Source organism: Virgibacillus sp. Bac332 (assembly GCF_003667785.1).
GTDB classification, from domain to species: domain Bacteria; phylum Bacillota; class Bacilli; order Bacillales; family Amphibacillaceae; genus Virgibacillus; species Virgibacillus salarius.
In genome coordinates, this window is record NZ_CP033046.1 from 2,332,039 (window position 1) to 2,347,021 (window position 14,983).

Sequence of the window (14,983 nt, forward strand, 5' to 3'; positions counted from 1 at the left end):
GAGCTTGTGTTATTTGTTACAGGGTGCTTATTTCTCCATACAATAAGCACCTTTTTTTGTGTGCTACATGAAGTAATATGTATAAATATTATGAAATACTTATTATTAACCTAGCATTGTAAGCAAACATACTGTCAGCCTAGAGCACAAAGTGACAGGATACATGGTGAAATACTTGTTAAGATCTGATTAGGGAGTGGGCGATATGACGTGGGTCGAATCATTACAGAAGGCCATCAATTATATGGAGGAGCATTTATTGGATGAAATATCGATAGATAGCATCGCAAAGCAGGCGAATTTTTCAGCATTTCACTTTCAGCGTACCTTTTCGATATTGACCGATATATCTGTTGGTGAATATCTCAGACGTAGACGCTTAACATTGGCTGCGCATGAGCTTAATCGTGAAAATACGAAAATTATTGATATTGCCTACAAGTATGGCTACGACACTCCAGAAGCTTTTTCCAAAGCATTTCGCAGACAGCATGGTATAACACCGAGTGAAGCGCGAAAATATGCAGGAAGGCTTAAATCTTATAACCGCCTGGTGATTCAGGTTAGTGTGAAGGGAGCAGAACCAATGCAATACAAAATTGTTGAACGGGAAGCATTTCAGATTGTAGGGATTAAACGAGAATTTTCGTGTATCAATCAGCAGAATCAAATTGATATTCCAAAAATGTGGGATAAAGTAAATGGGGATGGAACGGATGATTTATTATTCCGATTAAACGATGGTTTGATCGAAGGGGTGTTGGGGGTTTGTGTCGACAAAAGCTCGGAAGTAATTGATTATTGGATAGGTACAACCTATGAGGGGGACGTACCTGATGGGCTAGTGGCTTTGACTATTCCTGAATCAAAATGGGCTGTTTTTGAGGTGCATGGCCCGATGCCCGATGCCATGCCAAAAGTATGGAAACAGATTTTCTCTGAATGGTTTCCTTCGAGTGGTTATAAACATGCTGGTATACCGGAGTTAGAGGTTTATTCAGAAGAGGATCCTTCGAGCCCAGATTTGTATTCAGAAATTTGGATACCAGTGAAATAGAAACAGAGATGAATAGGTAGTTATTCATTCATTAATAATAATTGGGATTTCTTATTAAAATTCATGTTAATTTATAAGAGGTTGAGACAAAAGTCGTCAAAAAACAATCAAGAAACGAACGATAATTAGTTTAGATTCCACATATAACTGGCAATTAAACCCCCACTTCAAGCAATAAAGTGAAGCCAATATTGGTAAGTGGGGGTTCTCTTCCAGTAAATATCCAATTGGTTCAAAGGCCTTTAGGTCATACGTTTCTAGCACTTACAATTAGTGGGAATAAACAAACCCCCCATCATTTTAGGTTCACACCAACTTATTGAAGATAGTCAGTGTCTAGACTTAGATGCTTTACCAATAATTAATTTGTTTCCTTTTCACTAAAAGTCAATAGACGGAACAAATATTCACTAAAGCTTTTATTATGCTATAATAAGAATGTATGTTCTGGATAGGGGGAATATTCTTGTTAAAGAATAAAGAAGATGTCAGAAAGTTAATTCAAGCTGATGATGAGATGATGGAAATTTTGCAAGCTGCCAATACATTGAACCTGCCTGATTGGTGGATATGTGCCGGATTTATTCGTGCGAAAATTTGGGATACATTGCACGGCTTTACTAAACGAACTACTATACCAGATGTGGATGTAATCTATTTTGATATAGAAACGATAGATGAACAGGAGGAAAAAATTTTAGAAGCTAAATTAAAAAATAAAATGCCCAATGTTCCCTGGTCTGTTAAAAATGAAGCAAGAATGCATATTGTTAATAATATTCCACCATACACTTCATCAGTTGATGCGATATCTAAATTCCCAGAAACAGCAACTGCACTTGGGGTAAAGCTAGATAAAGAAGGTAAGGTAATTGTTACTGCACCTTGTGGTATAGCCGATGTCATCAATTTACAGCTGAAGCCAACGCCTTATTTCACAGAAACAAGAGAACGTGAAGCAATTTATGAGGAGAGAATAAGGAAAAAGAAGTGGAAATCTACTTGGAACAAGCTTAACATTTATCATACATAACTTTTTCATACAATCGGTAGATCTGTCCTATCAGTTTCCATTAAGAGCATGTAGTCGAACAAGAATAGTGGAGGAGGAGCCTAATTTGTCTTGGGAATATAAGTTATTATTAGCAAAAATTTATACCCCCACTAATTGAAGCTTCACTTTATATATTTCTTGTGAGATTAATAGATATATGTGCTATAGTCTGATAAAAAACTAATAAATTAAGAATTTTTAAAATAAAAATAGAAAGGTGCTTATAGATGAAAAAATGGCTTGGTGCTGCGGGAGTATGTGTTTATGACAGAAAGGTTCTAATGGTATTACAGGGAACCCCAGAAGAACCAAAACGTTGGTCTGTTCCTTCTGGCGGTTTAGAAGCAGGTGAAACCTTTGAGGAATGTTGTGTTAGGGAAATAAAAGAAGAAACAGGCTTAAACGTAGAGATAAGACAATCTATATGGAAAAAAGAAAGACCATATGGGGAAATTATTTATTTTGCAGTTAAGGTGGTTGGTGGAGAGGAAACCATTAATGATCCTGATAAATTAATTTATCGTATAGATTGGAAATCACCAGATGAACTAACAAATTTAGCTTTATCCTATCCTGAAGATAAAACATTTTTAATCGAATACATACAAAATTATAAGCACGATGATTTGTCTATTAAAAATGACAGAGAGTTAATAGGTGAGCATCTCAATAATGACATCGATGAAAAGTAAGCTTCTACTTAGGCATTTTCCTTTGAGAGAATTCATTTTCCATAGCATGTAGTAGGTTCAAGAACTCCCTCTTATACCTGTGATGATGGATCGATAGTTGCATTCAAACAGTAAATTCACAGAGAGCTTCTAAAAAGTTTGCAGCTATGATAGATAATAAAAAGGAATACCTTATCATGGGGAAGGGGCAGAGGACTTTAAAGTAATACTGGAAAAGAATCTGATCATATACATAGTATACTATAGACATTGATAAATCCTTAATTACTCAAGGTATAGAGTGTTTAATTATTGCTTCTATAAAAGGAAATAATTGGTTGAATTGCAGGATAAGTAAATGATATGATTAACTCAAATATATTGTTATTTATTAAGTAAAAAGCATCAATTGAGTATTAAGTTGGATTGGATGGTGGTCTTAAGTTCCTGTATTTATATTTTTTGGCTAAAAAGTCTTAATATTCTTATTGTTAGAGGGGATAAGAGGTGTTAGATTACATAGCACTTGTAACAAAGGGGAAGATTAGATGGGAAAAAAGAACAAGCGAAGGAAGTTGAAAAGGGAGAGACTTCCTTTTCGATTAAACATTTTATTTTTTGTCATGTTTATTATGTTTTCTGCATTGGTGTTGCAGCTAGGTGTAGTTCAAATTCTGAAAGGAGAGTCATTTCAAGAAGAAATCGATCGAACGATTAGAGACACAACTAAGGTACCAGTGCCGCGGGGGGAAGTTTATGATAGTAATCATCGATTAGTAGTCACGAATAAACCATTGTACGCTATTACATATACACCCGCTAAGAGAGTGCAAGCGAAGAATCGATTAACGGTTGCTAAGAAATTAGCGCAATTAATTTCTTTTGATAGCAAAGGAATTTCGGAGCGGAATAAAAAGGAATATTGGTATTTAGAGAATAAAAAAGAAGCTGTTAAGCTGCTAAGCACAGAAGAGAAAAAGGAATTAGATGATACAGAGGAATATAATCTTATTTTAGAGAGAATCCCGAAAGATAAAATAAGTGATTTCACGAAGAATGAGCAGAAGATCATAGCCATTAAGCGGGAGTTGGATAAGGCATATGCTTTAACGCCCCAAATTGTTAAAAATGAGGGGGTAACGTCAGAGGAATATGCAATGGTTTCTGAACATCTTAGCGAACTTCCAGGCATTAATGCAACAGCTGATTGGGAAAGGGAGTACCCATTTGGTGACACATTTCAAAATTTAATCGGAAATATTACAACGCAAAAGAAAGGAATTCCAGCAGAAAAGGAGGAATATTTTCTAACTAGAGGATACAGTCGGAATGATCGTGTTGGGATAAGTGGTTTGGAAGAATACTATGAAAATGTATTACGAGGTAGGAAAGAGCAGATTCAATACACAACTAAAAAGGACGGTACGATTGTAGGTTCTGAAACGGTTGTTGAAGGTGAGGCAGGGAAGGATCTCGTCTTAACCATAGATATGGAGTTTCAGAAGAAGGTTGATAAAGTTGTGAAGGATGAATTAAAAAATATTATTCAAGCGAATCCTTATCAGCATCCATACTTAACAGATGCAATTGCAGTTGTGATGAATCCGAAGACAGGTGAGTTATTAGCTGTTAGTGCTGCGAGTCGGGATAAGGAAAAAAATGAATATGTAAATGAGTCGTATAGAGCATTGTACGATTCCCACTTGCCAGGTTCTGCAGTTAAGGGAGCTACGGTTTTAGCTGGGTATGAATCGGGGGTTATTTCCCCGGGACAATCATTTTATGATCGCAAACTGAAGATTAAAGGCGATCCTAAAAGAAGGGGTTCCTATAGGAATTTAGGTGCTGTGAACGATTATGATGCATTAAGACTGTCTTCAAATGTGTATATGTTTTATATCGCTTTAAAGATGGGGGGAGAACAACGGAATCCATTACCAGATGAGGCCAAAATTACGTTTAATCCGGATGCTTGGGAAGAAATGAGAAATTATTTTCAGCAATTTGGTCTAGGTGCGAGTACAGGCATTGATTATCCATATGAATCGACAGGATTAACGGGTGAAAATTCAACGATGGGTGGCTTGTTTATGAACCTTGCCATCGGTCAGTATGATACATATACTGCGCTACAAATGGCTCAATATGTGTCAACAATTGCCAATGATGGCTACCGCATTCGCCCGCATTTTGTAAAGGAAATTAGAAATCCAAGTAACTCGTCTGAGGAATTAGGTTCCGTTTATCGAAATATTGATACAAAGATTTTAAATCGAGTAGATATGGATCAATCATATATTACTCGGATTCAGGAGGGGTTCCATCGAGTTTTTCACGCAGCTGGCGGAACAGGTGTAAAATATTTTGGTAATAACGAGTATAGTAAATATAATGCGGCAGGAAAGACAGGAACTGCTGAAAATGCATATTATATAGATGGAAAGAAGCTAGCTGATACGGAGAACCTTTCATTAGTTGGTTACGCACCATATGATGATCCGGAAATGGCTTTTGCGATCATTGTTCCACATACAGGAAAAATAAAGGGGCGGTATCCAATTAATCATAGGATTGGTCAAGGAATATTAGACGCTTATTTTGAAACATATAAACCATAGAGCTTTCTTAAGAAAAAACGTAATTGTTGAGTGGCGTTTTAGTAAAACAGTAACAGCTATTTTAAACCAGAAAGTCGAACGAATTCGAATGCTACGTACATTTCGAAAGGTCGTTCGGCTTTTAGCTTTAACGTATACTTTTGTCTCAGTCACTTTCAGTTATAGAATAGGTACCATTATGAATGGAGGATGAGAGGTGAAGCTTCGTAGCGTTTTAGTAATGGCGATCTTAAGTATTATGTTGTTTGCAACTGGGTATATAACTGCGTTATTTACAAATAGTCAGACCTCAAGAGAAATATGGTTAACGGATCATGATGAAACGGTGATAATTACAAATATAGCAGATCAATCTGTCGTCGATAATATAATAATGATTTATCTTAGAAAAAAACAGCTAACAGCTAATATTAATGAACTTGGTAAACCTGATATGTCCATTCGTGTTGTAAGTCCGAGGGAACATACAAGTCTGATTGATTCTAAATTGTAGTTTGTAAAAGACGGAGCTATTATTAGTGAACGAGCAGGAGAATCTTCGAGTCAAGTGATCTACTATAGCATTGATGAAGCGAGTAAAAATTTTATTGTAGAGGAATTTAAAGCGAAAAAGTAAGCTGTGGAAACCGTCATGCGAGAAGTAATTGTAATACTTTAAGGGGAGGAGTGGGGAAATATGTTTATCAAGGAAGTTGAGAAACTAAAGAAAATTCTTAATGGGGAGTTAATTGCTATTTATCATATCAAGTATGGCAGTTAAAGGGGGAAATGCAAAACCTATCATGGATATAATGCCTATAGTAAAATCAATCACAAAGTTAGATTTCTATAATCAAGCAATGCGTAAGCATGGTATAAATCATGTGGTGAAAACGGTATTTTAGGAAAGGTATTTTCAAAAAAGTGGAGAACAGCGTAGAGATTATGTTCCTATGTATGAAATAGCAGTTTTGCTTTTAGGATTTATTACAAATCCTTCCATATGAAGCAAAACGGTATGGGAATGTAAAAGAGAGGCTGGCAAAACGATCTCCATTGATATAGCTAAGTATATTCAAAATAAAGACGCAATTGTTAAGGAAATAGAACAAAAAGCATTGACTTGGTACAAGGGTTTGCGGTAGTTTATTCCTATTAGTATATGAAAGTTCACCTGTTAGAACAGATATAGAAAGAATGGAGAACTATAATGGGAATTAATGATGTCATTATAATTATTGTTGTCTGTTTTCTTTGTTTGGGTGCCATTGATAAATGTTTTGGTAATAGGCTTGGATTTGGTCAACATTTTACAGAAGGGTTTATGACCATGGGATCGCTTATGCTAGCCATGGTCGGAATTATTTCCTTAGCTCCAGTATTAGCTAGGATATTAACACCAATTATTGCTCCGATATACGGCTTTATCGGAGCTGATCCAGCAGTGTTTGCAAATACTATATTAGCCATTGATATGGGGGGGTATGCGCTAGCACAGGAAATGGCGCAAAATAAGGAGGCAGGATTATTTGCTTGGGTATTTTTAGGGACGATGATGGGCCCAACCATTGTATTTACAATTCCCGTAGCATTGGGGATTATTAGAAAAGAGGATCATACATATTTTGCAAAGGGTATCCTGTTAGGTTTGATTACAATTCCAATCGGCTGTTTAGTAGGCGGAATACTCGCTGGTTTTAGCATCCAGCTAATTATTATTAATCTTATACCGACATTGCTTTTTTCTGCTCTCATTTCCATGGGGCTGTGGAAGAAGCCGGGACAAATGATTATTGGTTTCTCTATATTCGGTAAATGTGTTGAAATTATAGCTATTATTGGGCTTACCGCGATTATTATTGAGACATTAACTGGTTTTATCGTCATTCCTTATCTAACACCGTTAGAAGAGGGGATTCAAATTGTTGGCCAGATTGCAATATTTTTAGCAGGGGCTTTCCCCATGGTCCATTTTATATCCAAGGTATTTAAGAAACCATTATATACGTTGGGTTCGAAGCTTGGTATTAGTGATACGTCTACAGCAGGTCTAGTAGCATCACTTGCCCATAGTATTCCGATGTTAACGCTGTTAAAACATATGGATGCCAGAGGGAAAGTCATCAATGTTGCCTTTGCCGTAAGTGGTGCGTTTGTTTTGGGTGGTCACTTAGGATTTGTAGCAGGAATTAATAAGGAAATTGTATTTCCTATGATTGTAGGGAAACTTATCGCTGGTTTTAGTGCAATTATTTTAGCAATGATTGTATTAAAAAAATCAAATGGGTCTGGACGCCATTCGTATAAATAGAACCTACGTCACCTGGCGAGATAAATATATATGATGAAAGAGAGAAGGGATAAAATGATAGTTGCCATCCGCTGGGGTATGTTTTTTGTAGGGTTAGCCCTTTTTAGTTTAGGAATAAGTATATCGATTAATGTTCAGCATTTAGGAATTCATCCATGGGATGTCTTAAATGTTGCATTATATGAAAAAGTAGGTCTTTCGATTGGGTCATGGACGATTATCATCTCTGCGCTCTTAATTATCATATCCTGGTTTTTGGATAAAAGCTATATAAAACTAGGAACTTTTCTAAATGGGGTACTGGTAGGTGTATTTGTAGACATCTATCTCTATCTTGACTTTTTACCCGTTGCAACGTATACATGGATCGATTATCTTATTATTATAGTTGGTATCGTTATTATGGGAATCGGTGGAGGAGTATACAATGCGGCAGGTGTTGGTTCTGGACCTCGTGATGGATTTATGCTTTCCATATCTGATAAGCTTGACGCATCTGTAGGCAAGGTGCGAATCATAACTGAGTGCCTTGTTCTCATAATTGGCCTGATATTAGGAGGCCCAGTGTTTTTATTTACCTTTATCTTTACATTTATTCAAAGTCCAATATTCCAATATATCTACGGAAGGCTAAGAGAGGAGATTACTCGTTTAGAACATAATAATCAGAACAAGCATCTCCCTAAGACACGTGCTTAACTGACAAGCTGCTCGAAATCATAGTTGTGAATGACGCTCGTTATTAGATCACCGTAAGTGAAGCTAAATATCGGGCGTCTTTTGCCAATTTTAGAGAACTACAAGACTCTCCATGAAATCAGAACAAGCCGGATTTAACGCATAGGAGTGACTAGAAAATGTTCGTTTTTAGGGATGGTAAGATTATTGTAATGAGAGGTTGTCTTCCAAGACATCATTGGTATAGGCATATAACAAAGTTTTATATTGTTAATGATTTTGAGTACAATTTGTGATTTTGTTGACAGAAAAAATCGATACTCATCTAAGTCCACTGTTATAAAATACGCTTTTAAAAACTAGACGTCTGATTTTACCATGCTAGAATGTAAGAAACTTAGCATGGGGGAGATAAAATGGATAAACGTGATATTGCTCCAAACATACTGATGGATGATCCGATAATGGGAGAGATTCACAGTATGATCGACGAGATAATGATCTATGCTATCGAAGAGTTCCACTCTGTCCTTACAAACATCATGGAGAATATGAGGGTGGAGCTGAACGTTTCTGATGAATGGATGAATAGACTTTATGATTCGTGGTTATGCTGGACTATTTTTTGTTTTCATGAAAAACATACTAGCAAGACTATTTATCAGCAATTTCTTCAGTATAATAGGGAAAAATGGATAGATAAGTCTATAGCCATTCAGAAGCTATTATATCAATGGAACCATCTTAAACCAGGAATTTACGTGGTGGGAAGTGACTATTCTATTGGTGAAAATTATACATTTATCGATATAGTCGAAGGAAAGGTGAATTCAGTTATATTGCGTCAGCGAAAAACTAGGATAAATCAAGGGGATATGGTTATAGGATTTCTACTTCCATATAGACAAGGTCACTATCTTAGTATAGGTAAAACATGCTTAATACCAAATATATTAACCAATCAAGTTTCCTTAGCAGTTCTTTCCTATTTTAGTAAGCACGCAGCGTCCTCTAGGTTTACTGAAAGTTTGTATCCGGCTTTGTCGGCAATAGCAATACATACGGTGGAGCAGCATCTATGAAATGGAGCAGACTGACTTCAAAAGAAGCAGAGATTACTAAGATTATAGAGCGGCTATCAGCTAGAAAAATACGCATTATCTTTGTAAGCGTAAATAGAAGTCAATATAAGGTCACAAAAAAGTGGACTAAAGAGAAAGGGTCTCACTAGTCCATTTTAGTTGCATGGCTCGTTCTAAATCGTAATCCACAATAACATCCTGTAACCAATACCAGCACAAGACAAGTGCAATTAACGTTATAATAATTAATAAAAAGACAATCATTCTTCCCTTCATTGTACTTCCTCCTTATATCTAAACTAAGCGTACCAAACAGGGTAATGTATGTAAATATAATCCATAGGTAAATGGAAAATATTTTTGAGTAAAAAGCTCTCATTCTAATAACTTGTTATGAAAATGGTAGAAAATAATAGTAAATAGAAGTTTTCTTGTGATGTACACGCTTTCTTTAGGTTTTTCCTCTTTTTTTATTTATGGTATGATGCATAGGTTATCTACGGCTAAGTCTCTGGAGGGCTTAAATAATCTAAACAATAGAAAGAGGTTGAACATTTGAAAACTGCACAATGGAAACATGAATGGTTTGGTAACGTCAAGGGTGATATTCTAGCTGGAATTGTAGTTGCTCTAGCGCTAATCCCTGAGGCGATTGCCTTCTCAATAATTGCTGGTGTGGATCCGATGATTGGCTTGTATGCATCGTTTTGCATCGCAGTTGTAATTGCTTTTGTCGGAGGTCGTCCGGGAATGATTTCTGCGGCAACTGGAGCAATGGCGTTACTTATGGTTAATCTAGTTGCGGACCACGGGTTGCAATATTTATTAGCAGCAACAATTCTTACAGGTATTATTCAAATAATCTTTGGTATCTTTAAGCTAGCAAGAGTGATGAAATTTGTACCACGTTCGGTGATGGTTGGATTTGTTAACGCGTTAGCTATTTTAATTTTTACTGCTCAGCTTCCTCATTTTAAAGGGGAAGGTTGGATCATGTACGGTTTAGTTGGGTTGACCTTAGCAATTATATATATTCTCCCACGTATTACAACCGCAGTACCCTCAGCGCTTGTAGCAATTATTGTCGTAACAGCAATTGTCATTTTAGGAGATATTCACGTAGGAACCGTAGGTGATATGGGAGCTTTAACACAACAGCTGCCCATGTTTTTAATTCCGTCTATTCCATTTACATGGGAGACGTTAACGATTATATTTCCTTATTCCTTAGCACTTGCAATCGTAGGGTTATTAGAATCGCTATTAACATCTAATATTGTAGATGATATGACAGACACGGAGAGTAATAAAAATAGAGAAAGTCGTGGACAGGGGATTGCAAATATAGTAGCTGGCTTTTTTGGAGGTATGGCTGGTTGTGCCATGATTGGCCAATCGGTGATTAATGTAAAATCAGGAGGCAGAGGAAGATTATCTACACTAGTAGCAGGTATATTCCTTATGTTTCTCATTATTGTATTAGGTGGATTAGTTGTACAAATACCGATGGCAGCTCTTGTAGGTGTTATGATTATGGTGTCGATTGGTACATTTGATTGGTCATCGATTAAAAATTTAAATAAACTGCCAAGAACGGATGCAGCTGTGATGCTAACAACAGTAGGTGTTGTGGTGTATACGCATGACTTGTCAAAAGGTGTATTAGCTGGTGTGTTATTAAGTGCCATTTTCTTTGCTGCAAAAATTTCTAGGATAAAGGTTACTAGTGAGCTTGTTCATCAAGGGCAAAAGCGCATTTACCGAATGGAGGGTCAACTGTTCTTTGCATCAGTCAGTGAGTTACCGAATAAATTTGATTTCACAGAACGTGTGAGTGAAGTGGAAATTGATTTATCAGAAGCCCATCTATGGGATGACTCTGCTATAGGAGCATTGGATAAGATCGAAATGAAGTTTGAGCAAAAACAAGTTCCCGTTCACTATACAGGTTTAAATGAAGATAGTCGGAGGCTTAAACAGCAGATCAGTGGCCTTTCCAAAGCTTCTGGACATTAATATTTGTTTTACCAAAGGCATCCATGTTTTTAATCGAAAGCACAAGGTTGTATTTTAATGAATTTCTAAGAGGTGAGCCGTTTGTTCCAAAAAATATTATTAGCTGCTGATGGTTCTGAGCATTCTGTTCGATCCGCAAAACAAGCGATTGAACTTGCAGAAAAATTTTCTAGTTTAGTAGAAGTTGTTTATGTGATAGATGGTCAAACAGCAAAAGCAGATGTATTACATGCAACAGACAAATTAGAAATTGAGAAAAAACGTAAAGAAAAGTTGAAGGTTGTTGAAAATTTATTAATAGCCGCAGAAATAGAATATGACATAGCGATTTTACATGGAGAACCTGGTCCAACGATTGTATCTTATGCCAATGACAATGCATTTGATTGTGTTGTCATCGGAAGCCGTGGATTAAATAATTTACAAACGTTTATCTTAGGTAGCGTGAGTCACAAGGTGGCAAAACGAGTGAATTGTCCTGTAATGATTGTAAAATAGTAGGAAGAACATGATGTATTGTCAGATTGTAATAGTTCTACAATCTTCTTAAGCTGTCAAGTAATTTTTCTCATTAAAGAGCCTTACTACACACAAATTGTAGTAAGGCTCTAACTATTTAAGATAAAAATTAAACAACTTTATTATCTCTATAACCCTTTCATTGTAATAAAAGGAAATAAAATACAGAATTATGATATCTAATTGGTCTTTTTGTGTTTCCTCTACCAGTTGAGACAGGGGATAAAGATGAGTGAGTAAAGAAATAAAAAAAATAGCTAACAAACTACCGAATTTTTAATTTTAAATCTTCATCTGAATGTAGGAGGATTTAAGGATGCCCAACGAAGTAATTTTGCTATTCTCCAGTCAAGCTACAGAAAATCTGCCCCTGCAGCAATCCATTATTACTTAGGGGTTCTGGAAAAGAGTAAACCTGGAGAAGTGTACTTTAGAATCAAGAAAAAGCCGAGCTATTTGAGCCAGCTCAGCTTTTCTATAGATTATAATAAACTCCATTTAGTACGTTTTTCCCCTAGCACTGTAAAAGCTTTTTCCACTAATATTTAGCATAGGAGCATGCTTTGAAAAAATTTCTTTCTTTGTTTGTTAGGTTGTGTTTATCTTTAACGTTAAGTGTTTTGTTATGTCCCAGACTATGTGTGAGTAGTGCTAGGATGTTCGAATAGAGGTACTTACGTTTAGTTTTTAGTGATCGCTTTTTCTACAGGATAATCACATAGATGGATATCAACTTCTTCTTTCATTACAAGCTTGGATAGCTGTAAACCGATGAATGGTCCCATCGTTAAGCCAGTTGATCCAAGTCCATTCGCAAGTAATAATCCATGAAAGCCAGGGAGTGGTCCAATAACTGGTAGAAATCCTGGTGTGACTGGTCGGAAACCAACGCGAGCTTCAAGAATAGTAGTTGCTTCTAATCCAGGAGCGACTTCCATTGCCTTCGTAAGGATTTCATGCATTCCACCTGCTGTTACTCGGTGATCAAACCCTACATTATCTTCATGGGTTGCACCTAATACAATTCGATTATCAGGGAAAGTCAACATATATTGGCTATTAGGTGGTTTTACGACGGGCCAATTAGATGCATCTCCTGTCGGTAGCTGAACATGGAGAATTTGTGCACGTTGCTCGTCCACTTGAAAATGAATACCCAACGGACTTAAGAGTTCCGTCATCCAAGCTCCAGTAGCAGCAATAACGGTATCTGCAGGGATTGTTTGGCTGTTTACATGTACACCATTAATTGTATTGTCTTTGTACGTTAACGCTGCGTTTCCCTTTATCAATATTGCTCCGTGTTTTTCCGCTGCACGCAAAAGTGCATCTCGTAGTTTTCTTCCATCAACTCGAGCGGCACCACTTACGTAGACCGATTTATAGTTACCGTTTAATAATGGGAACAATTCTGTTGTGGCTTGCTGATCTAATAGCTTTATTTCTCCTATTTCTGGAGCAGCAAGCTTCCGTTTTTCGGCGCGTTCTTTCATAGCAATTAACTTTTTATCATCATCATGCAAATGAATAGCTCCAACCTGTTCGTATCCTACATCCTCTTCGCCATCTTGATATAAGGAATGAATAAGGTTAGGATAGCTTCGTGCTCCTGCTTTTACGAGTTGATACCAAGCTTTATTTCGTCGTTGGGAGAGCCATGGGCATACGATACCAGCTGCAGCATCAGTTGCTTGACCATCATCAAAGCGATCGATGATCGTAACATGGTATTTATTTCTTGCGAGGTAATATGCGGTTGAAGCACCTACAATTCCCCCACCGATAATAATTATTCGATTACTCATCTATCTATTTTCAACTATCTTCTTCATTGCTTTTATTTGTCCCAAGTGCTCTGCTTCATGAGAAAGAATCATTGCAAAAACGTCACCATATGTTTTGAAATTACCAAACGGTAATGTGTACGGTAAGTCTGTAGCAAAGAACTCATCTGTAAGTGCTTCAATTCGTGGAGCTTGATTCTCTAAATCAACGATAAGCGTAGCTAATTTTGGAACATTCTCTGACCATTCAGATGGTTTTGTTCCCGTAGCAAATAACCCTTGATATGATACAGGAATATTCGTTGACTGTTTAGGATATCCAAATAATAGGCTCTCAGCAGTTACAAGGATATGCCCGATATGCCAACGTATCGTATTATTAAATCCCTTCGGTTGGATATCCATTATTTCCTTATCTAGCTGTTTCACAAAAGTTAATAAACTCCCACGTGTTAATGAAAATTGATTTGTCATTTCCGATTCCTCCATTCTTGATTCCTCTATTTATTATGATAAAAATAATCATGGAAAAAGTAAAATATTTGAAGGGTTTACCATACGAATAAAGAATTAATAAACAGGGGGGGATACAAGTTGCAACGAAATATTCTAGGAATTGCTATTTTAATTTTAGGTATTGGATTAATGCTTATTGGACCAATGTTCGCTTATTATGTCACGTTTAATGAAAGTTCTCTATATGAAATGGGAGAGCAGGAAAACAGGTTTATGTGGCAGTCCTTTTTTACGATTGCTGGTCGGTGGTTTTTAGGTGGGGTACTACTAATTGGCGTATCTGAAGTGATTCGCTTGCTCGTCTCTATTAATAATCATATCTATAATGATCGAAAACAAACTAGAGAAAAGGGGAAGCGAATGACCGACGATGAGTCTGGCTATAGTCAAACTACTGAACGAGAACAAACTGATATGCAGGAGGAATGGAACTTACGGCCAGCAGATGAAGAGAAGATTTATCACATATTTAATAATGAGGCAATTTTAGAAATGAGGCCAGCTCCCATCAAGGGGTATTGCGTTGTTAAACTCCAGGATAAAGATAGTCCTATAAATCCATATGTAAAAGTAATTGAGGTAACAGAAACAGTTGCAAAAGAGGTTCGTAATGCTGAAATTAGGAAAAGGGTTTTAGAATGGTATAACGCACAATAACAGTAAAAACAGGAGAAAAATTTTCTTGAAGGAGTTTTTAT

At 36.6% G+C, this 14,983-nt stretch carries 15 protein-coding genes; 12 read left to right on the forward strand and 3 right to left on the reverse strand.

Annotated elements, in window-relative coordinates:
• Nucleotides 1-205 precede the first annotated feature (205 nt).
• The 9 genes from D9782_RS11005 (at nt 206) to D9782_RS11045 (ending at nt 9,450) form a co-directional block, all read left to right on the forward strand.
• The gene (locus tag D9782_RS11005) at nt 206-1,057 is read left to right on the forward strand and encodes an AraC family transcriptional regulator (RefSeq protein ID WP_026682932.1); all 852 of its coding nucleotides are present in this window, start codon (nt 206-208) and stop codon (nt 1,055-1,057) included.
• Nucleotides 1,058-1,499: 442 nt separating this feature from the next.
• Nucleotides 1,500-2,090 carry a nucleotidyltransferase family protein gene (locus D9782_RS11010; protein WP_080668772.1) on the forward strand — a complete coding sequence of 197 codons (591 nt, stop codon included), beginning with the start codon at nt 1,500-1,502 and terminating at the stop codon, nt 2,088-2,090.
• A gap of 248 nt (nt 2,091-2,338) precedes the next feature.
• Nucleotides 2,339-2,803, forward strand: coding sequence for an NUDIX hydrolase (locus D9782_RS11015; RefSeq protein WP_080668773.1), 465 nt, complete (start codon nt 2,339-2,341; stop codon nt 2,801-2,803).
• Between the two features lie 527 nt (nt 2,804-3,330).
• Complete coding sequence (locus D9782_RS11020) at nt 3,331-5,400, forward strand: peptidoglycan D,D-transpeptidase FtsI family protein (protein WP_121604768.1); 2,070 nt, start codon at nt 3,331-3,333, stop codon at nt 5,398-5,400.
• Nucleotides 5,401-5,596: 196 nt separating this feature from the next.
• The gene (locus D9782_RS11025) at nt 5,597-5,893 is read left to right on the forward strand and encodes a hypothetical protein (protein WP_026682935.1); all 297 of its coding nucleotides are present in this window, start codon (nt 5,597-5,599) and stop codon (nt 5,891-5,893) included.
• A gap of 298 nt (nt 5,894-6,191) precedes the next feature.
• A complete protein-coding gene (locus D9782_RS11030; RefSeq protein ID WP_240455726.1) occupies nt 6,192-6,284 on the forward strand; it encodes a hypothetical protein in 93 nt (30 codons plus the stop codon).
• A 305-nt stretch (nt 6,285-6,589) separates the two neighbouring features.
• Nucleotides 6,590-7,690: an ethanolamine utilization protein EutH gene (eutH, locus tag D9782_RS11035; protein WP_121604770.1), complete on the forward strand. Its 1,101-nt coding sequence runs from the start codon at nt 6,590-6,592 to the stop codon at nt 7,688-7,690.
• Between the two features lie 54 nt (nt 7,691-7,744).
• A complete protein-coding gene (locus tag D9782_RS11040) occupies nt 7,745-8,389 on the forward strand; it encodes a YczE/YyaS/YitT family protein (RefSeq protein ID WP_034679802.1) in 645 nt (214 codons plus the stop codon).
• A 395-nt stretch (nt 8,390-8,784) separates the two neighbouring features.
• Nucleotides 8,785-9,450: a hypothetical protein gene (locus tag D9782_RS11045; RefSeq protein ID WP_121604771.1), complete on the forward strand. Its 666-nt coding sequence runs from the start codon at nt 8,785-8,787 to the stop codon at nt 9,448-9,450.
• Nucleotides 9,451-9,576: 126 nt separating this feature from the next.
• On the opposite strand, the gene D9782_RS22885 is transcribed toward D9782_RS11045, so the two are convergent.
• Nucleotides 9,577-9,726 (reverse strand): hypothetical protein, encoded by a 150-nt coding sequence (locus D9782_RS22885; RefSeq protein ID WP_161629298.1) that lies wholly within the window; start codon nt 9,724-9,726, stop codon nt 9,577-9,579.
• A 279-nt stretch (nt 9,727-10,005) separates the two neighbouring features.
• On the opposite strand from D9782_RS22885, the gene D9782_RS11050 reads away from it, so the two are divergent.
• Together D9782_RS11050 and D9782_RS11055 are read left to right on the forward strand one after the other, a co-directional pair.
• The gene (locus tag D9782_RS11050; protein WP_121604772.1) at nt 10,006-11,466 is read left to right on the forward strand and encodes a SulP family inorganic anion transporter; all 1,461 of its coding nucleotides are present in this window, start codon (nt 10,006-10,008) and stop codon (nt 11,464-11,466) included.
• 81 nt (nt 11,467-11,547) lie between these two features.
• Nucleotides 11,548-11,964 carry a universal stress protein gene (locus D9782_RS11055; protein ID WP_121604773.1) on the forward strand — a complete coding sequence of 139 codons (417 nt, stop codon included), beginning with the start codon at nt 11,548-11,550 and terminating at the stop codon, nt 11,962-11,964.
• Between the two features lie 701 nt (nt 11,965-12,665).
• On the opposite strand, the gene D9782_RS11060 is transcribed toward D9782_RS11055, so the two are convergent.
• The gene (locus tag D9782_RS11060) at nt 12,666-13,790 is read right to left on the reverse strand and encodes an NAD(P)/FAD-dependent oxidoreductase (protein ID WP_121604774.1); all 1,125 of its coding nucleotides are present in this window, start codon (nt 13,788-13,790) and stop codon (nt 12,666-12,668) included.
• The gene (locus D9782_RS11065) at nt 13,791-14,243 is read right to left on the reverse strand and encodes a DinB family protein (protein ID WP_240455727.1); all 453 of its coding nucleotides are present in this window, start codon (nt 14,241-14,243) and stop codon (nt 13,791-13,793) included.
• A 120-nt stretch (nt 14,244-14,363) separates the two neighbouring features.
• Between D9782_RS11065 and D9782_RS11070 the strand changes: the two genes are divergently transcribed.
• Complete coding sequence (locus D9782_RS11070) at nt 14,364-14,942, forward strand: hypothetical protein (RefSeq protein WP_121604776.1); 579 nt, start codon at nt 14,364-14,366, stop codon at nt 14,940-14,942.
• The last annotated feature ends 41 nt before the right edge of the window (nt 14,943-14,983 follow it).

Coding starts and splice junctions, on each gene's coding strand:
- D9782_RS11005 (WP_026682932.1), top strand. CDS start 206: ATGACGTGGGTCGAATCATTACAGAAGGCCATCAATTATATGGAGGAG.
- D9782_RS11010 (WP_080668772.1), top strand. CDS start 1,500: ATGTTCTGGATAGGGGGAATATTCTTGTTAAAGAATAAAGAAGATGTC.
- D9782_RS11015 (WP_080668773.1), top strand. CDS start 2,339: ATGAAAAAATGGCTTGGTGCTGCGGGAGTATGTGTTTATGACAGAAAG.
- D9782_RS11020 (WP_121604768.1), top strand. CDS start 3,331: ATGGGAAAAAAGAACAAGCGAAGGAAGTTGAAAAGGGAGAGACTTCCT.
- D9782_RS11030 (WP_240455726.1), top strand. CDS start 6,192: ATGCCTATAGTAAAATCAATCACAAAGTTAGATTTCTATAATCAAGCA.
- eutH (WP_121604770.1), top strand. CDS start 6,590: ATGGGAATTAATGATGTCATTATAATTATTGTTGTCTGTTTTCTTTGT.
- D9782_RS11040 (WP_034679802.1), top strand. CDS start 7,745: ATGATAGTTGCCATCCGCTGGGGTATGTTTTTTGTAGGGTTAGCCCTT.
- D9782_RS11045 (WP_121604771.1), top strand. CDS start 8,785: ATGGATAAACGTGATATTGCTCCAAACATACTGATGGATGATCCGATA.
- D9782_RS22885 (WP_161629298.1), bottom strand. CDS start 9,726: ATGAAGGGAAGAATGATTGTCTTTTTATTAATTATTATAACGTTAATT.
- D9782_RS11060 (WP_121604774.1), bottom strand. CDS start 13,790: ATGAGTAATCGAATAATTATTATCGGTGGGGGAATTGTAGGTGCTTCA.
- D9782_RS11065 (WP_240455727.1), bottom strand. CDS start 14,243: ATGACAAATCAATTTTCATTAACACGTGGGAGTTTATTAACTTTTGTG.